This window comes from Mycobacterium sp. 4858, assembly GCF_900240975.1.
GTDB lineage: Bacteria > Actinomycetota > Actinomycetes > Mycobacteriales > Mycobacteriaceae > Mycobacterium.
The window spans coordinates 1,200,998-1,217,340 of the sequence record NZ_LT968776.1; the positions used below are offsets into that span (position 1 = coordinate 1,200,998).

Genomic DNA, 16,343 nt, shown 5'->3' on the forward strand with positions numbered 1-16,343 from the left:
GCCCGTCGTCAGGGATTGTTCGGCGCCACCGCCGAGGGTGCGGACGTCTGGCCGTGATGCCGGTGCTTGCTCCACGACTGACTCGGCGACGGCGTCGCTGACGGACTCGGGGAACTCTCGGAGGGCGTGGCCGCCGCCGTGGGGACCGGGGTGGTCGGCGTCGACCAGGCCGACGGGGTGTTCGCCGGGGGTGGCAGCGTCGCGTTCGGGTTGCGCGTGGCCACCCGGAGATTCAGCAGGTTCAGCTGGTTGGTCAGCTCCTGTTTGCTGGCCGGGTCGTCGATCGACTGGACCAGGCTGCTCACCTCGGTCAGCTGATTCCGGGCCTGGTCCCATTGGCCTTGGTCGATCGATTCCTGCACCTTGGCGAGGTCGGCCCTGGCCGACAGCAAGGCCTGATGCTTCTCGTTGACCCGCGGCTGGTCGAAGAACATCGCGTGCAGCCCGTACAGCGTGGTCCCGGGGCGGGCCTCGACCACCATCGCGCCGAAGCCGCTCAGCACCAACAGCGCCGCCGCCACGGATCCGATGGTCGCCAGGGCGCGGCGACCGCGCCGGCGCTCGGCCAACCCGGTGCGCAGGGCGCCGACCGCCTCTTCGGCCGACACCAGCGCGCTGGCCGGCGGCCACCGCAGGTTGTCGCGCCAGTCCTCCAGCAGGGTGGCCATCGCGTCCATGTCGGGGTCACCGACGTGCACGGGCCGCCGCTCGGCGAGCGCGTCGAGAAGCAGGTCGGTGCGGGCGAATTCGTCCAGGGATTCAGGCACAGTCACCTGCCGCGATCATCTCGGACTTCAACCGGGACAGCGCGCGGTGCTGGGCCACCCGGACCGCTCCGGTGGTGCTGCCGACGGCGGACGCGGTCTCCTCGGCGGACAGGCCGACGACGACGCGCAGGATCAGGATCTCCCGCTGCTTGGCGGGCAGGATTTCCAGCAGTTCACTCATCCGACTGACCGAATCGGCCTCGATGGCCCGCTGTTCCGGGCCCGCGTCGGATGACCAGCGCTCGGGGATCACCTCGGTCGGGTAGGACAGATCGCGGCCGGCGGCGCGATGGGCGTCCGCGACCTTGTGCGCCGCAATGCCGTACAGGAAAGCGAGGAAGGGACGTCCCCGATCCCGGTAACGCGGCAGCGCCGTGATAGTCGCCAAGCACACCTCCTGTGCCACGTCATCCGCTGACAGGCCACCCCGCTCGACTGTCCCGACCCGCGCGCGGCAATATCGCACGACAATCGGACGGATGGTCTCCAGCACCTCCCGTAGTGCGTTGCTGTCCCCCGCCACGGCCTTGGCCACCACGGCGTCGAGACGATCCCCTTGAATTGTCATCGACGGCGGTATCTCCAACGTTACGAGCGGGGCACATCGCGGGCTAACCGGGCTAACTAACTAAATGACAATAACGGCCGGGAGGCCATTTCAAGCGGAACGCCACGTCGCACCGGCGCGCCGCACTTGGCCTGCGCAGACATCGCGAATTTCGTGTAGCTGCTGTGTCGAATACGTGACGCTGCCGAGATCAATCAGCAAGCACGCCAACGCCCACCGCAGCGGGACCAGCCCAAGCAGCCCCGCGGCGTCCAGGGCCGCATCCGCCACCGCGCGGGCGCCCTCGACGGCCCCGGTGCTGCACAGGGCGGCAGCCAGCACCACCTCGCTCTTGACCGCATGCCGCGCCGACGGGATGGCCATGGCGCCCGCGAGCCGCACCGCTTCGGTGGCCTCGCGGACCGCGCGGGTTCCGTCGCCGCGGGCCATCGCCAGTTCGGCGGCCACCCACGCGCGGCGCACCGGCTGCCGGTCGGGCACCGGTCCGGCGCCGAGCTCCGTGTCCGCGCGGGCCAGCAGTACCGCCGCGGCCGCGAACCGGCCGACGCCCAACGCGTCGGCCGCCAACCCGATCAGGGCGTCGGCCCGCGCGTCGGCCGCCGCGTCCGCGCTGCCGGCCAACGCCAGGGCGCGACCGTCCCAGCCGCGCGCCACGGTGTGCCAGCCGAGCTGGCGCAGAAACGATCCCTGTGTGCTGTGGGCCAGGGAGACCAGCCGTCCGGCGGGGGCGCTGCGCCGCAGCACCGCCAGATCGCGGTAGGCGCTCCCGTAGCGGCCCTGCCCGCCCGCGGCCACGGCGCGCAGCCACAAGTCCTCCGGCGTGACCGCGGACGGCAGCGGCCACGTTCCGGGCTGGTCACCGAAGGCAGCGGCGGCCAGCGTCCGGCCAATCACAAAAGTGTGACGAGTTTCAATCACGGCGATGGGAGTAAACAGTTTGTGCTGTTCGCGTTACCGAACTGTTAATCACGATAGGCCCTGTACTAATCGCGGTTGGCCCTCCCTCGGCCTGTGAGCTGGGAAATCTCGTTCCGGTCAAGTGCCTGGTAGCACGGTGCGTGTTTCGCCATTGGGTGGCAGATGAACGCGACGTTAATTCTTTTATAACCATTACATATTTTGCCGGGCTAAGTGGCTATTGACGCAAATTCGCCGTCCGCCCTAACGTCTACGCATGACGGGTAGTCATCGGTGACGCCGCTTCATTTCAGTTGCACAATCGCTTCGCGATCCTGACCTTACTGGGCGTGCCGTGCAGAGAGGGAAACACCAATGCCACAGCCGGAGCAGCTACCTGGACCCAACGCCGACATCTGGAACTGGCAACTGCAGGGCTTGTGCCGTGGCGTTGACTCGTCGATGTTCTTCCACCCGGACGGTGAGCGCGGCCGCGCCCGCATGCAGCGTGAGCAGCGCGCCAAGGAGATGTGCCGGCGGTGCCCGGTGATCGAGGCCTGCCGTTCTCACGCGCTCGAAGTCGGTGAGCCCTATGGGGTTTGGGGTGGCTTGTCCGAATCCGAGCGCGACATGCTGCTGAAGGGCGACATCGGCCGCACGCGCGGCATCCGCCGCTCGGCCTGAGCGCTTCACGGCACGGTTGAACGAATCGCCGTCGCGGTCCGTCTATCAGTCATGGGCTAGGCCGCAGGCTGGCCGCGTCCATTCGACGCGGCGCTGAAAGCCCCTCCGTCGCGTCGGACTGAATTCGGGCGTTCCGTCGTGTCGGGGGCCCCGCGCCGGTTCGCTCACGCGCACAGGAGGGTGCCGTGACTGAACGACCACGCCGATTTGTCGATCGTGTCTTTAATGGCGGGCATGCCCCGGCGATGGCCCTGGGGCGACAGAAATGGCTCGACCGGCCGAGCTACCGGCTCGAGCATGGCCTGACATTCCTATTCGCGGCCACCGGCCGATATCGAGACCGGGTGAGCAATGCGCTGCACGGCACCTGGCTCGGCCATCCGCTGCACCCGGCGCTCACGTCGGTGCCGACGGGAGCGGTCACGACGACCGTAGCCATGGATGCGGCCTGCGCGCTGCCGGGGCGTGCCGCTCAACTGCGTGACGCGTCCATGTTCGCGTTGGGCGTCGGACTCGTCGGAAGCCTCGGCGCGGCCGCGACCGGCCTGACCGACTGGCAACACACCCACGAGCAGGCGCGACGGGTCGGCCTTGTGCACGGCTTGCTGAACGGGGTCGCGACGAGCCTGTACGCGCTGTCGTGGTGGGATCGCCGGCACGGGCGCCACGCGCGCGGGATGGCGACCAGCGCGCTGGGTTACGGCCTCACCCTGAGCGGCGGCTACCTGGGCGGCGTCCTGGTGTTCGGGTCGGGCACCGGGGTCGACCGCTCCGGTGATCGGCTGCGTCGGGAGCACTGGACGCCGGTGCTGCCGGCCACGGCCCTCGACGGCCAGCCGCAGCGGGTCGAGGTGGACGGCGTCGGCGTGGTTCTGTACCGCACCGACGACCGGGTGCTGGCCGTCGGCGCGCGCTGCCCTCACCTGGGTGCGCCGATGGACGACGGCTGGATCGATCGCGACCGGATCGTCTGCCCGTGGCATGGCTCCCGCTTCGACTGCGAATCGGGAGAAGTGCTGCGCGGGCCCGCGACGGCGGCGCTGCCGCATTACCCGATACGCATCCGCGATGGATTCGTCGAGGTGCGCGGAGTGACGAAATGAACGCTTACGAAGTGCTTTTCGAACACCACAAAGTCTTGCGCGGGTTCTGCGAGGAGATCACCGCGCTCCCCCCGGATAGCGGCGAACGCCAGGATGCCCTCGACGAATTGTTGATCGAACTCGACATCCACATGCGGATCGAGGACGACCTGTTCTATCCGGCGGTGTCGGAGGCAAGCGCACTGGTCGCGATCGCCCACGCCGAGCACCGCCAGGTGTGGGATCAGCTGGCAGTGCTCCTTCGGACGCCGCCGACCGCGCCGCAATACGAGGACGAATGGCACTCGTTCGTCACCGTTCTGGACGCCCACGCCAGCGAAGAGGAGCGCGACTTGTGCCCGGCCCCAATAGATTTGAGCGCTGACATGCTCGAAACACTGGGTGAGCGGATGCTCGAGCGCATGGACCGACTACGTCGTTCCACCATCAACACGCTCCGCGTCCGCGGCCGAACGGCCATGCTGAGTTTGCTGTAATCGTTTCGACCGCGACTAATCGGGGTACGACGGGCCCATGAAGAACAAGGGCGTATCCTTCACGACCGCGGTGCTTGCCGTGACCATTGCACCGTTGGCCGCATGCGCAAATCAGCAGGGTGGCCAGGCCACCAGTTCGACGTCCTCGAGCGCGCCGCCCGGCACGGAGCGGATGACCACGCAGTTGAAGAGCGCCGACGGAAACCAGGTCGGCACCGCCACCATCGATTTCGCGAACGGCTACGCGACGGTCACCGTGGAGACCGGAGCCAATCAGGTTCTTAGCCCGGGCTTTCACGGGCTGCAAATCCATTCGGTGGGCAAATGCGACGGTGACTTCGAGACCGCGGGAAGCGTCTACCAGGCGCCGGACCACACGGGTTTTCCGGCCAGCGGCGACCTGACCGCATTGCAGGTGCGCAACGACGGCTCGGCCAAGCTCGTCACCACCACCAACCTGTTGACGGCCTCGGACCTGCGCAACAGCTCGGGGACCGCGCTCGTCGTGCACCAGACCGCGGACAACCTGAGCACGAGCTCCACCGGTGAATCCGGCAAGCGGGTGGCCTGCGGCGTATTGGCAGCGGCGTCCGCGACGACGACGTCGTCCACGTCGACAACGACCAGCGTCACGACGATCACGACGACGACCGAAGTGCCGCCGCCGTCCACGAGCACGAGCACCGTCACCGTGACCAGCAGCCCCGGCTACACGTCGACACTGCCAACCACGACCGCGACGACGCCGCCGAGCCTTCCACCCGGCACACGCTGACGGCAGGCGGCGCGGATCACGCTAACGGCAGACATGCGCTGCACCGCGCCCCTAGGGTGCTGACATGCAGACGGTGCTGTTCACGCTCGGGCTGGTCCTCTTCCTGATCGGCCTGCTCACCGGATTCGCCGTCGCGGCGCTGAAGAATCCACGCATGGCGCTGTCGAGCCACCTCGAGGCCGTCCTCAACGGCATGTTCCTCGTGCTGATCGGCCTGCTCTGGCCCCACCTCCACCTGAGTTACGCCTGGGGCGTTACGGCCGTCGTGTTGATCGTGTACGCCGCCTACGCGAACTGGCTCGCGACCCTGCTCGCGGCGGCGTGGGGCGCCGGCCGCAGGCTCGCGCCGATCGCAGCGGCCGACCACGAGGCCGCGGCGGCGAAGGAGCGGGTCGTCAGCTTCCTGTTGCTGTCACTGGCCGTGGCGATCATAGCGGGCGTGGTCATCGTCATCGTCGGGATCTGACGGCCCGGGATTTTGGCGCCGGCCGACGAACGCTCGTGCTTAGGTCGGGTGGTGGAAAACCTCGTTCAGTTGTTTCGCGACACGGTCGCGGCCCGGATCGCGGTGGCCGCCCTGCTCGGAGTCGCCGCGGCGCTCGCGGTGGGCAACGCGCTGGGGTGGCGATTCGCGCTGGTCGGCTGGATCGTCACCGCGGGTGTCTACGTGGTGTGGACGCGGCTGCTGCTGGGCGGTATGGACGCCGATCAGACCTGCAGATACGTGACGAGGGAGGACCCCACTCGGTGGGTGGCCGACGCGGTCATCGTGTCCGCGAGCGTCGCGAGCCTGGGCGGGGTCGGTTACGTGGTGGCCGCTGCATCGCATTCGGGCCCCGAGAAGGTAGCGGCCGCCGTCGTCGGCGTCTTGACCGTTGCGGCGTCCTGGTTCGCCGTACACACCTTGTTCACCGTGCACTACGCGCGCCTCTATTACTCCGACGGGCCCGGGGGAATCAACTTCCACGACCCGGAGCCACCCCGCTTTCGCGACTTTGCCTATGTCGCCTTCACCGTCGGCATGACCTTTCAGGTGTCGGACACCGAGATCGGACTGACATCGATCAGGGCGACGGTGTTGCGCCACGCGTTGCTGTCCTACCTCTTCGGCGCGGTCGTCTTGGCGGTCACCGTCAACTTGATCGCGGGGCTGGGCGCCAAGGCCTGATCATGCCGAGAAGGATGACGCGTAACCGGCACCTCACCGCGCGTCGACGACCGGCTTCAGCGCCTCGCCCACCGCAGTGACGACACCGGGTGTGTAGCGGTGCGTCGGCAGGTTGACGATCACGCCGTCGATGCCCACGTCAATGATCCGGCGCTTGATCTCGTCGGCGATCCGGTCGATGGTGCCGGTGACCGCCCGCCCACCGCGGGCCTCCCCGATGTCGCTGGGCGCGCCGTAACCGTCGACGACGACGGTCAGCAACGCGCTGGTCTCCAACGTGGACGGATCACGGTCGATTTCCGCGCAGCGCTGCCGCAGCACCTCCAGTTTGGCGGGCAGCTGGTCGATGTCGGCGATGATGTTGAGGTGGTCGGCGTAGCGCGCGGCCAGCCGGAACGTCTTCTTCTCCCCGCTGCCGCCGAGCATGACCGGGATGTGGTCGCGGTAACGGGGCTCGTTGATCGCGCTTTCCGTGCGGTACCACTTGCCGGTGAAGGTGGGGCGCTCGCCGTGCAGCATCGGCACGATGATGTCGAGCGCCTCCTGCAGCTTCTCGAATCGCTCGGTGAACGTGCCGAACTCGAAGCCCAGCTGCTGGTGCTCCAACTCGAACCAGCCCGCCCCGATGCCGAGGATCGCCCGGCCTGCGCTCACGACGTCGAGGGTGGTGATCGCCTTCGCGAGCAGGGTCGGGTTGCGGTAGGTGTTGCCGGTCACCAACGTCGACAGCTGCACCCGCTCCACCGAGGCGGCCAGGGCACCGAGCGCGGTGTAGGCCTCCAGCATGGGCTCGTCGGGCTCGCCGAGGCCCGGTAGCTGGTAGAAGTGGTCCATCAACAGGACGGTGTCGAAGCCGGCGCCTTCGGCCTCGCGGGCCTGGGCTTGGACGGCGGGAAACAGTTCGGCGACTGGTGTGCCGTAGGAGAAGTTGGGAATTTGTAGTCCGAGGCGAATGGTCACGCACGACTGCAACACGGCCGCGCGTCGTTTCCATTCCGACCGTCGGGGCTAATCAGTTACCTGTGCGCGAATTCGGCGAGCTCGGCACTGACCGGCGCGGGATTCGCTAGGGGCACATGAAGCTGATCGGCGGGCAATGGCGGATGGTGATCGCTTCGATCGGCGGGTTGTCGCCGTCCCAGATCGAGGTCGGCCGGCCCTGCATGGTGACGTTGCCCATCCCGTATTGGGTCGGATACCAGGTGTGGCAGACACTCCAATCCCAGTCGATGTACTGGTTCACCACGTAGGGCATCTGCTTCGGGTCGCCCGGGCACCAGCGGTGCGGTTCCATCGTGTCCGCGTGAGCGACGCCCACACCCCACCCGGTTAGCGCGGTACTCCCCGCCAGCACTGCGGAGGCGGTGAGTCGCTTCGTCATGTGGGCAAGCGGCATGATGGCTGTCCTCTCTGGTGTCTTGGTGGAAACCAGTGCACAAGCCCCGCCTGGCTACCGATCCCAACAAACCGAATCCGGGGAATCAACAGCCTTGAGTACGCTCGGGCCCGATCCGGCCGTCTGCATCCGGCGGTGGTACGAGTGCACGCTTATGACTTGGCGCCAAAACAGCCTGCGAATGCGGCCCATCGTCTCGCTGCGGGGCCTGGAATCCTTGCCGATGCGTCTGAGCTAGATGAACGCGGGCATCGATTCCCAGCCTCGGACAGCCGACGCTGATGATAAGTGTGCGTTCTGGGTGTCGATGTCCCATTCGGGGAAGCGCCTGAGGATTTCCTCGAGCGCGATTCGTGCCTCCAGCCTGGCGAGTGCCGCTCCTAGGCAGAAGTGAGCTCCCACGCTGAACGCCAGGTGCTGACGCGGCTGGCGGTGGATGTCGAATCGGTCTCCGTCAGGCGGGAATTGGCGATGGTCGCGGCAAGCTGATGCGATCAGCGGCATCATGACGCTGCCTTCGGGCACTGTGTGGCCGTACCACTCGGTGTCCCGGGTGACGTAGCGGGCGAGGTGCGGTACGGGGGATTCGTAGCGCAGCAGTTCCTCGATCGTCTGTGGAATCAACCGATGATTGGCTGCGATTTCGCGCCGCTGGTCGGGATGGTCGGCAAGAACTTTTCCGGCCCAGCCGAGGAGTCGGGTGGTGGTCTCGTTGCCTGCGGAGGCGACGAGGCTGATGTAAAGCAGGATTTCGTCGCGGGTCAGGGTTCGGCGGACTCCTGTCTCGTCGTCGAATTCGACGTTGAGGAGTTCGGTTGTGATGTCGTCGGAGGGATGTTCGGCGCGCCAGTCGAGGTAGGCGGCGAACACCTCGTCGTAGTGGACGCCTTCCGAGGCCAGTGTCATGGGTTGGCCGGCCTCGGTGAGCAACGAGGCATTCGAGCGTTCCCGAACTTGTTCTTGGTCGTCTTCGGGAATGCCGACCAGCATTCCGATGACTCTCATCGGCATCTGAGCGCCAAGATCGGCGATGAAATCGAAACGTCCAGTGCCGACGAGAGGGTCGAGACATTGTGCGCAAAACGCGCGAATCTTGTCCTCGAGCTCAACGATCTTGCGGGGGGTGAACATCCGCGCGAGCAATTTACGATGGATGTCGTGAACCGGTGGGTCTTCGAAAACGATGATGCCGGGGGGTATTTCGATGTTAGCCTTGATCACTTCGAGGATCATTCCGCGGGCTGAACTGAACGTGCCGGTGTCGACAAGCGCACGACTCACGTCCTGGAAACGACTGAGCGCATAGAAATCGTATTGCTCGTTGTAGTACAGCGGCGACTCCTCGCGCAGCCGCCGGAACATTGGGTAGGGATCGGCGAGAAGTTCCACATCGTAGGGGTCGTACCGAATGTCGTTGACCTCAGTTACGGTCATGGTCCGTCCTCCTGGTGCAGCGGAACCGGCCGCGATTCCTCGATGTATCACAGCAGACCCAGCGCTGACTGACAAGACAAATCAGAGTAAAATGTCGCGTCATTGTTGACTGTTGCGGATTCGCGCGGTGTGGTGAAGAGGAACTCCTGCGCGGCAGGCGCGCACTCGCTCTTGAGATTTCGTATGAACTGGCATGTTCGAAGCGACAAGATATCGTTGACCTCGGCCCCAGTTCGCAATACCTTTAACTTCAGGTTGTCACGTCATGCCGAACTGGAGCACGATGATGGGCCTTGCCCTTGCGTAGCCATGGATGGTCGGGCCACACGCCGGCCTCCGATGAGGAAGCCGTCAACAGGATTCTGGACGCGGTTGACTCCTTGGTTGCCGAAGGCGGATCGGCCATCCGCGTCAGCGACCTGGCCCGCGTTCTGGGAGTGAGCCGCCAGACCATCTACCGTTACTTTCCTGGGGCTGAAGCGCTTCTGGTCGGCAGTCAGATGCGTTCGGCTGACGGCTTTCTCGATCGTTTAGCCGATCACCTGCGTGGGTGGACAAATCCGGCGGCTGCCGTCGTCGAGGGCGTAGCATTCGCGGCCGAGGAGTTCGCCGACGACCCGCTGATGGCGCGGTTCCTAGAGACACGGTTACCGGGTGGCACGTCAGCCTCGTTCACCGCCGGTGCGGCATTTGCTCTCGGACGAGAAATGTTCCGGCGATATGACGTCGACTGGGCCGCCCATGGCTTCGACGACGCTGCGATGGACGACCTCATCGAACTCGCTGTACGCACACTTCAGTCGGTTCTGCTCGATCCTCCCGAGCGGCCACTCAACCCAGTGGCACTCCGCAGTCTCGTGGGCAGATGGCTTGGACCGGCCGTCCTCTACCACCAGCTGACCCGCGACATCGATGCACTAACCGCTCTCACGCATGCCAGGCAACTGACTTCCAGCGCTCGCGGATCAGCCAAATTGGCGTGACCAGAGCGCATTCAGCCACCCGGAGCTACCAACCCCAACCCGCAACGCTGCCACCTGTACCCACTGATGAACGGCTCTCGTTTGAGGCCGCGGCGTAGCCATAGGCAAAGCGAAGGCCCCCGTTCCGAAGCGGATACGGGGGCCTCGCTGTTCCTACTGACTAGTGGTGGTGATGTCCGTGACCGTGGCCGTGGTCGTCGTGCTCGTCGGCCGGCTTGTCAACGACCGCCGTCTCGGTGGTCAGCACCATGCGCGCCACCGACGCGGCGTTGAGCACCGCGGACCGGGTCACCTTGACGGGGTCGATCACGCCGTCGGCGATCAAGTCGCCGTAGGTGAGCTTGTCGGCGTTGAGCCCGTGCCCGGCCGGCAACTCGCTGACCTTGCTCACGGCGACCGCACCGTCCAGGCCGGCGTTGGTGGCGATCCAGTACAGCGGTGCCGCGAGCGCCTCGGCGAACACCGCGACGCCCGCCGCCTGGTCGCCGGTCAGCGACTCGCGCAGCTCCTTCAGCGCGTTGCGCGCGCCGATGAGCGCCGACCCGCCACCCGCGACGATGCCCTCCTCGACGGCGGCCTTGGCGGCCGCGACGGCATCCTCGACGCTCTCCTTGCGTTCCTTGAGCGCCGTCTCCGTGGCCGCACCCACTTTGATCACGGCCACGCCGCCGGCCAGCTTGGCCAGCCGCTCCTGCAGTTTCTCGCGGTCCCAGTCGGAATCGCTCTTCTCGATCTCGGCGCGCAGCTGCTTGATCCGGTCGGCGACCGCATCCTTGGAGCCGCCCCCGTCGACGATGATGGTGTCGTCCTTGCTCACCACCACGCGGCGGGCCGAGCCCAGCACGTCGGTGCCGACCTCGCGCAGCAGCAGGCCGGCGTCGGGGTTGACCACCTGGCCTCCGGTGACCACGGCCAGGTCCTCGAGGAACGCCTTGCGGCGGTCGCCGAAGAACGGCGCCTTCACGGCAACCGCCTTGAGCGTCTTGCGAATCGAGTTGACCACCAGCGTCGCCAGCGCCTCGCCCTCGATGTCCTCGGCGATGATCAGCAACGGCTTACCCGACTCGGCCACCTTCTCCAGCATGGGCAGCAGGTCGGGCAACGAGCTGATCTTCTCCTGGTGCAACAGGATCAGCGGGTCGTCCAGCACGGCTTCCTGCGAGTCGAAGTCGGTGACGAAATACGCCGACAGGAAACCCTTGTCGAAACCGACGCCCTCGGTGAACTCGAGCTCGGTGCTCAGCGTCGAAGACTCTTCCACGCTGACCACGCCGTCGGCGCCGACCTTGGTCATCGCCTCACCGACCAGCTCGCCGAGGTGCTGGTCGCGCGACGAGACGGTCGCCACCTGAGCGATGCCGTCCTTGCCGGACACCGGGGTGGCCGCCGCCAGCAGCGCCTCGGACGCGGCGTCGGCCGCCTTGGAGATGCCCACGCCGAGCTCGATCGGGTTGGCGCCCGCCGCACCCAGCCGCAGGCCGGCCTTGACCAGCGCCTGCGCCAGCACGGTCGCGGTCGTGGTGCCGTCACCCGCCACGTCGTTGGTCTTGGTCGCCACCGACTTCACCAGCTGGGCACCCAAGTTCTCGAATGGGTCTTCCAGGTCGATCTCACGCGCGACGGTCACGCCGTCGTTGGTGACGGCCGGGCCGCCGAATGCCTTGGCCAGCACCACATGCCGGCCGCGTGGCCCCAATGTCACCCGGACCGCGTCGGCGAGCGCGTTGACGCCGGCCTCGATGGCGCGGCGCGCGGTCTCGTCGTATTCAATGATCTTGCTCATCAGGCTCCTTTAAGAAGGGCGATAACGCGTGCCGCCCCGGAAATCACCCGCGAACATGCGCGGGGATCGCCGGGGCGGGCCACGGTGCTTACTTCGATACGACGGCCAGCACGTCGCGCGCCGACAGGATCAGGTACTCCTCGCCGTTGTACTTGATCTCGGTGCCGCCGTACTTGCTGTAGATGACGGTGTCACCTTCCGAGACGTCGAGCGGGATCCGCTTCTCGCCGTCCTCGTCCCAGCGGCCGGGACCGACGGCGACGACGGTGCCTTCCTGCGGCTTCTCCTTGGCGGTGTCAGGAATGACCAGACCGGACGCGGTCGTGGTCTCGGCCTCGTTGGCCTGCACGAGAATCTTGTCCTCGAGTGGCTTGATGTTCACCTTCGCCACGATTGGAGCCCTCCACTAGTTAGATCGGGTCCGGGGCGGTTGCCCCGGAATTATCAAGGGATTCGGCAGTCGTCCGAGCCCGAGCGCCGTCGTCGCGGGTGCCGGCACAGGGTTTGGCCGATTGCCACCTAGCACTCTATACACGAGAGTGCTAGCACTCAAGGGCACCCCGCTGCGTAGCGGGTATTCGCTAAGGGCGATCAGCTCACCTGGGCTTTTACCACCGGCAGGCCCGGGTCGCTGGCCGCATCCAACGGCGAGGGCGGCGCCCCGGCGGCCACCAGGTGCGCGGCGAAGGAGGCGATCATCGCCCCGTTGTCGGTGCAGAGCCGCGGCCTCGGAATCCGCAGCGTCAGGCCGGCCGCCGCGCAGCGCTGCTCGGCCAACTCCCGCAGCCGTGAATTTGCGGCCACTCCCCCGGCGATCAGCAGCGTCGAGACGCCGAGCCGGGTCGCCGCCCGCACCGCCTTCATGGTCAGCACGTCGGCGACCGCCTCCTGGAAACCCGCGGCCACATCGGCGTTCACCGCGTCGGGGTGACTCTCCAGATAGCGCGCGACGGCCGTTTTGAGCCCGGAAAAGCTGAAGGCGTACGGGTCGTCGGCGGGGCCGGTCATGCCGCGCGGGAAGGCGGGGACCTCTGCGGCCTCCCGGCCGCAGCTGCGGGCCAGCTCGTCGAGCACCCTGCCGCCGGGGTAGCCCAGGCCCAGCAGCCGGGCCACCTTGTCATAGGCCTCGCCCGCGGCGTCGTCGACCGTGCTGCCCAGCTCGACGATCGGTTCGCCGAGGGAACGCACGTGCAGGAGGTGCGTGTGGCCGCCGGACACCAGTAGCGCCACGCACTCGGGCAGCGGCCCGTGTTCGTAGACGTCGGCGGCCAGGTGGCCGCCCAGGTGGTTCACGGCGTAGAACGGCACCCCCCACGCGGCCGCATACGCCTTGGCCGCGGCCACTCCGACCAGCAGCGCGCCGGCCAGGCCGGGCCCGATCGTGGCGGCGACGATGTCGGGCTTGCCCAGGCCGGCCGCCGCCAGGGCGCGGCGCATGGTGGGGCCGAGGGCCTCCAGATGCGCCCGCGACGCGATCTCGGGGACCACGCCGCCGAAGCGGACGTGTTCGTCGACGCTGGACGCCACCTCGTCGGCCAGTAGCGTCACGGTGCCGTCATCGTCGAGCCGCGCAATGCCGACTCCCGTTTCGTCGCAGGAGCTTTCGATGGCCAGGATGATCATTGGGCGCCCCGGCGCATGGTGTAGGCGTCGGCTCCGCTGGCGCGGTAGTAGCGCCGGCGCAGGCCGATCCGCTCGAACCCGACGCTTTGGTACAGCGCGATGGCCGCCTCGTTGTCGGTGCGGACCTCCAGGAAGACGACGCCTCCCTCGGCGAAGACCAGCAGCTCCTCGAGCAGGCGGCGGCCGATGCCCCGCCCCTGATACGCGGCGTCCACGCCGATGGTGTGCACCTCATACTCGAACGGTGGGGTGCGGCCCAGCCGCGAGATTCCGGCATACCCGACGAGGACGCCGCCGACCCGCGCGGCCACGTAATGGTTGTGCGGGCTGGCCAGTTCCCGGTTGAAGGCCGCGGCCGGCCACGGGTCGTCGCCGTCGAACAGCTGCCTTTCCAGCTCCGCGCAGCGCGCCGCGTCGGCGGGGGTCAGCGCACCGAGCGTCACGGGCTCGCTCGTGGCCGTCATCCGCCCGCCGCCATGGGTTTGGCGTCCGGGCGGCGCAGATACAGCGCCACCAACGGCAATGGGCGTTGCGACCAGTCGGGCACGGCGGCGACGAGCCCGGCCGGGGTGGGGTAGACCGGCCCGCGGTGCGGCAGGCCGAACGGCTCGGCATGCTCCTTGGAGCCGGCCACCGCCTGCGCGCCGCCGGGATCGACGTCGACCGGAGCGTGGACCCCCGGTCCGTCCATGCGGAACCCGTCGCGGTAGCGCGCCCAGTAGACCTCGCGCCTGCGGGCGTCGGTGACCACCAGCACCTCGCCGGTGGTACGCACCCCGATGGCGTCCAGGCTGCACACGCCGCGCACCGGGATGCCCAGCGCATGGCCGTAGGCGGCGGCGGTGGCCATCCCGACCCGCAGGCCGGTGAAGGGGCCGGGGCCGCAGCCCACCACGACGGCGTCCAGGTCACCCATGGTCAGCCCGGCGTCGGCGAGGGCGGCCACCACGTTCGGGGTGAGCCGTTCGGCGTGCGCCCGGGCGTCGACGGTGACCCGCTCGGCCAGCACGGTCATGTCGTCGCGCCGGACGATCCCGGCGGTCACCGCCGGGGTGGCGGTGTCGAGGGCGAGAACGAGCGTCACGAGCGCACCCACTGCCACGAGGCGATCCGCGCGTCCGATCCGCTCAGGCGTTCCAGTCGGATGTCGAGGTGACGCTCGGCGAGGCGTTCGACGATGCCCTCGCCCCACTCCACAACGACGACCGCGTCGTCGAGGTCGGTGTCGAGGTCGAGTGAGTCGAGCTCGCCGAGCAGGCCGGCGCCGTCGGTGTCCAAGAGCCGGTACATGTCGACATGAATCATCGCCGGTGCGCCGGGGCGCCGCGGCGGGTGCACCCGCGCCAGCACGTACGACGGTGAGGTGACCGGGCCGTCGACGTCCATCGCCGCGGCAATTCCCTTGGCCAGCACGGTCTTTCCCGCGCCGAGCGGTCCGGTGAGCACCACCACGTCCCCCGCGCGCAACTGCTCGCCGAGGCGCGACCCCAGCGCGACGGTGTCCTCGACGCGATCCAGGGTGGCCGTGCCCGCGTCTTGCGGCGATCGCGAGCGCGGCGAAGACGGGCGCGGCGGGTCGCCGCCATCAGACCTTTCAGCGATCACGCCGCCGCAGCCTTTCCCGCATCCACCGGGCCGTCAGCGCGGCGCGGCCGGGGGTGGCCCGCTTGACCAGCCGGACCAGCCCGTCGTTGATCGCCTCGGGCTTGTCCAGCAGCGCGAGGTGGCTGGCCCCCCGAACGATGACCAGCTCGGACTGCGGCAGCGACGCCGCCATCTTGCGGGAGTATTCGTCCGGGGTCAGCAGGTCGTGGTCACCGCAGGCGATCAGGGTGGGGATGCGCAGCAGGGTCCACAGGCCTGCGGTCTCGTCGTGGTGCTCTAAGGCATCCAGGAACTCCACCATGGTCGGGATGGGGGTGCCGTTCATCATTCGCTGCGAGAAGGCGTCCAGGCTCCGGCTGACCTGCAGGTCGCTGAAGGAGGCGGCCCGCAGGACCGGGCCGATCAGCGAGCGCGACACGTTGCGGCCGCGGTGCATCAGCTTCGGCGCGGACCGTGCGGTGAACCGGAACGCTTCCAGCGCCGGGTTTTTCAGGATCTCGCCCAGCGGGGACCGGGCAACGCCTTCCGCCGCCGAGGAGATCAATGCGGCGCCGACGATCCGGCGCCCGTACTGGCCGGGGAATTGGCGGGCGTGCGACAACACCGTCATGCCGCCCATGGAGTGGCCGACCAGCACAACCATCCCGCGCGGCGCGACCACCTCGAGCACACTCTGAAGGTCCTGACCGAGCTGAGTCAGCGTGTAGCTCTCGGGCGCGGCCTCGTCGGATTGCCCGTGCCCGCGCTGGTCGTAGAAGACCATCCGGACGCCCGGGCCCACCTGCTCGGGCAGCCGCGTCCGCTGAAAATGAAAGGCGCCCATCCGCAGACAGAACCCGTGAACGAAGACCATGGTCAACGGGGCGTCCGCCGGACCGGCTTCCCGGATCGCCAGCGACACGCCGTCGGGGGTGGTCACCACGGAGCGGCGATCGTCGTCGATCCTGTCGAAATCCTCGTCGGCGTAAGGATCTTCGATGCCGCGGGTGCGCTGGATCATCGAACGGCGGGCCGAGGCTCCGACGATGGCGGCGAGGGCAGTCACCCCCGCCCCTCCCGCAAGCCAAGCCCCCCTCTGGCG

The 16,343-nt window shown here is 67.8% G+C and carries 20 protein-coding genes; 7 read left to right on the forward strand and 13 right to left on the reverse strand.

The features are described 5' to 3' along the window. Positions 1-8: 8 nt before the first annotated feature. From C1737_RS14085 to C1737_RS14095, 3 genes are all read right to left on the reverse strand, one after another. Positions 9-773, reverse strand: a complete 765-nt coding sequence (locus tag C1737_RS14085; protein ID WP_197509463.1) for an anti-sigma-D factor RsdA — start codon at positions 771-773, stop codon at positions 9-11. Continuing rightward, on the reverse strand, positions 760-1,335 hold the full coding sequence (locus C1737_RS14090) for a sigma-70 family RNA polymerase sigma factor (protein ID WP_066945594.1): 576 nt from the start codon (positions 1,333-1,335) through the stop codon (positions 760-762). The genes C1737_RS14085 and C1737_RS14090 overlap by 14 nt, the downstream gene beginning before the upstream one ends. 90 nt (positions 1,336-1,425) lie before the next feature. Then, complete coding sequence (locus C1737_RS14095) at positions 1,426-2,253, reverse strand: hypothetical protein (protein ID WP_199182839.1); 828 nt, start codon at positions 2,251-2,253, stop codon at positions 1,426-1,428. A gap of 354 nt (positions 2,254-2,607) precedes the next feature. On the opposite strand from C1737_RS14095, the gene whiB3 reads away from it, so the two are divergent. From whiB3 to C1737_RS14125, 6 genes are all read left to right on the forward strand, one after another. Then, positions 2,608-2,916, forward strand: a complete 309-nt coding sequence (whiB3, locus tag C1737_RS14100) for a redox-responsive transcriptional regulator WhiB3 (protein ID WP_067928104.1) — start codon at positions 2,608-2,610, stop codon at positions 2,914-2,916. Positions 2,917-3,161: 245 nt separating this feature from the next. Beyond that, entirely contained in the window at positions 3,162-4,019 is an 858-nt protein-coding gene (locus tag C1737_RS14105; protein WP_102418696.1) for a Rieske 2Fe-2S domain-containing protein, read from the forward strand. After that, on the forward strand, positions 4,016-4,495 hold the full coding sequence (locus tag C1737_RS14110; protein ID WP_102418697.1) for a hemerythrin domain-containing protein: 480 nt from the start codon (positions 4,016-4,018) through the stop codon (positions 4,493-4,495). The genes C1737_RS14105 and C1737_RS14110 overlap by 4 nt, the downstream gene beginning before the upstream one ends. Before the next feature lie 37 nt (positions 4,496-4,532). Further along, positions 4,533-5,270: a superoxide dismutase family protein gene (locus tag C1737_RS14115; protein WP_102418698.1), complete on the forward strand. Its 738-nt coding sequence runs from the start codon at positions 4,533-4,535 to the stop codon at positions 5,268-5,270. Positions 5,271-5,334: 64 nt separating this feature from the next. Next, complete coding sequence (locus tag C1737_RS14120) at positions 5,335-5,736, forward strand: hydrogenase (RefSeq protein WP_067928112.1); 402 nt, start codon at positions 5,335-5,337, stop codon at positions 5,734-5,736. Positions 5,737-5,787: 51 nt separating this feature from the next. After that, entirely contained in the window at positions 5,788-6,438 is a 651-nt protein-coding gene (locus tag C1737_RS14125) for a DUF1345 domain-containing protein (protein ID WP_102419950.1), read from the forward strand. Positions 6,439-6,471: 33 nt separating this feature from the next. Here C1737_RS14125 and C1737_RS14130 read toward each other — a convergent pair whose 3' ends face one another. The 3 genes from C1737_RS14130 to C1737_RS14140 form a co-directional block, all read right to left on the reverse strand. Continuing rightward, a complete protein-coding gene (locus C1737_RS14130; RefSeq protein WP_102419951.1) occupies positions 6,472-7,398 on the reverse strand; it encodes an LLM class F420-dependent oxidoreductase in 927 nt (308 codons plus the stop codon). 106 nt (positions 7,399-7,504) lie between these two features. Beyond that, a complete protein-coding gene (locus tag C1737_RS14135; RefSeq protein WP_142393460.1) occupies positions 7,505-7,819 on the reverse strand; it encodes a hypothetical protein in 315 nt (104 codons plus the stop codon). A 249-nt stretch (positions 7,820-8,068) separates the two neighbouring features. Then, on the reverse strand, positions 8,069-9,268 hold the full coding sequence (locus tag C1737_RS14140; RefSeq protein ID WP_102418699.1) for a cytochrome P450: 1,200 nt from the start codon (positions 9,266-9,268) through the stop codon (positions 8,069-8,071). A gap of 299 nt (positions 9,269-9,567) precedes the next feature. Here C1737_RS14140 and C1737_RS14145 point away from each other — a divergent pair, with 299 nt between their 5' ends. Further along, positions 9,568-10,251: a TetR/AcrR family transcriptional regulator gene (locus C1737_RS14145; RefSeq protein WP_067928147.1), complete on the forward strand. Its 684-nt coding sequence runs from the start codon at positions 9,568-9,570 to the stop codon at positions 10,249-10,251. A gap of 160 nt (positions 10,252-10,411) precedes the next feature. On the opposite strand, the gene groL is transcribed toward C1737_RS14145, so the two are convergent. The 7 genes from groL to C1737_RS14180 form a co-directional block, all read right to left on the reverse strand. Further along, positions 10,412-12,034 carry a chaperonin GroEL gene (gene groL / locus C1737_RS14150; protein ID WP_102418700.1) on the reverse strand — a complete coding sequence of 541 codons (1,623 nt, stop codon included), beginning with the start codon at positions 12,032-12,034 and terminating at the stop codon, positions 10,412-10,414. 88 nt (positions 12,035-12,122) lie between these two features. Further along, positions 12,123-12,425 (reverse strand): co-chaperone GroES, encoded by a 303-nt coding sequence (groES, locus tag C1737_RS14155; RefSeq protein WP_007167930.1) that lies wholly within the window; start codon positions 12,423-12,425, stop codon positions 12,123-12,125. Positions 12,426-12,625: 200 nt separating this feature from the next. Next, positions 12,626-13,657 (reverse strand): tRNA (adenosine(37)-N6)-threonylcarbamoyltransferase complex transferase subunit TsaD, encoded by a 1,032-nt coding sequence (tsaD, locus tag C1737_RS14160; RefSeq protein ID WP_102418701.1) that lies wholly within the window; start codon positions 13,655-13,657, stop codon positions 12,626-12,628. Continuing rightward, positions 13,654-14,121, reverse strand: a complete 468-nt coding sequence (gene rimI, locus C1737_RS14165; protein WP_102418702.1) for a ribosomal protein S18-alanine N-acetyltransferase — start codon at positions 14,119-14,121, stop codon at positions 13,654-13,656. The genes tsaD and rimI overlap by 4 nt, the downstream gene beginning before the upstream one ends. After that, entirely contained in the window at positions 14,118-14,741 is a 624-nt protein-coding gene (tsaB, locus tag C1737_RS14170; RefSeq protein WP_102419952.1) for a tRNA (adenosine(37)-N6)-threonylcarbamoyltransferase complex dimerization subunit type 1 TsaB, read from the reverse strand. Before tsaB ends, rimI begins: the two co-directional genes overlap by 4 nt. After that, positions 14,738-15,175 (reverse strand): tRNA (adenosine(37)-N6)-threonylcarbamoyltransferase complex ATPase subunit type 1 TsaE, encoded by a 438-nt coding sequence (gene tsaE / locus C1737_RS14175; RefSeq protein ID WP_068098461.1) that lies wholly within the window; start codon positions 15,173-15,175, stop codon positions 14,738-14,740. The genes tsaB and tsaE overlap by 4 nt, the downstream gene beginning before the upstream one ends. Before the next feature lie 76 nt (positions 15,176-15,251). Beyond that, on the reverse strand, positions 15,252-16,307 hold the full coding sequence (locus C1737_RS14180) for an alpha/beta fold hydrolase (RefSeq protein WP_199182840.1): 1,056 nt from the start codon (positions 16,305-16,307) through the stop codon (positions 15,252-15,254). Between the last annotated feature and the right edge of the window lie 36 nt (positions 16,308-16,343).

Bases quoted from the DNA above. Each gene is read 5' to 3' on its own strand.
- whiB3 (WP_067928104.1), top strand. From the start codon at position 2,608: ATGCCACAGCCGGAGCAGCTACCTGGACCCAACGCCGACATCTGGAAC.
- C1737_RS14090 (WP_066945594.1), bottom strand. From the start codon at position 1,335: ATGACAATTCAAGGGGATCGTCTCGACGCCGTGGTGGCCAAGGCCGTG.
- tsaD (WP_102418701.1), bottom strand. From the start codon at position 13,657: ATGATCATCCTGGCCATCGAAAGCTCCTGCGACGAAACGGGAGTCGGC.
- C1737_RS14115 (WP_102418698.1), top strand. From the start codon at position 4,533: ATGAAGAACAAGGGCGTATCCTTCACGACCGCGGTGCTTGCCGTGACC.
- rimI (WP_102418702.1), bottom strand. From the start codon at position 14,121: ATGACGGCCACGAGCGAGCCCGTGACGCTCGGTGCGCTGACCCCCGCC.
- C1737_RS14135 (WP_142393460.1), bottom strand. From the start codon at position 7,819: ATGACGAAGCGACTCACCGCCTCCGCAGTGCTGGCGGGGAGTACCGCG.
- C1737_RS14120 (WP_067928112.1), top strand. From the start codon at position 5,335: ATGCAGACGGTGCTGTTCACGCTCGGGCTGGTCCTCTTCCTGATCGGC.
- groL (WP_102418700.1), bottom strand. From the start codon at position 12,034: ATGAGCAAGATCATTGAATACGACGAGACCGCGCGCCGCGCCATCGAG.
- C1737_RS14105 (WP_102418696.1), top strand. From the start codon at position 3,162: ATGGCCCTGGGGCGACAGAAATGGCTCGACCGGCCGAGCTACCGGCTC.
- C1737_RS14110 (WP_102418697.1), top strand. From the start codon at position 4,016: ATGAACGCTTACGAAGTGCTTTTCGAACACCACAAAGTCTTGCGCGGG.
- C1737_RS14140 (WP_102418699.1), bottom strand. From the start codon at position 9,268: ATGACCGTAACTGAGGTCAACGACATTCGGTACGACCCCTACGATGTG.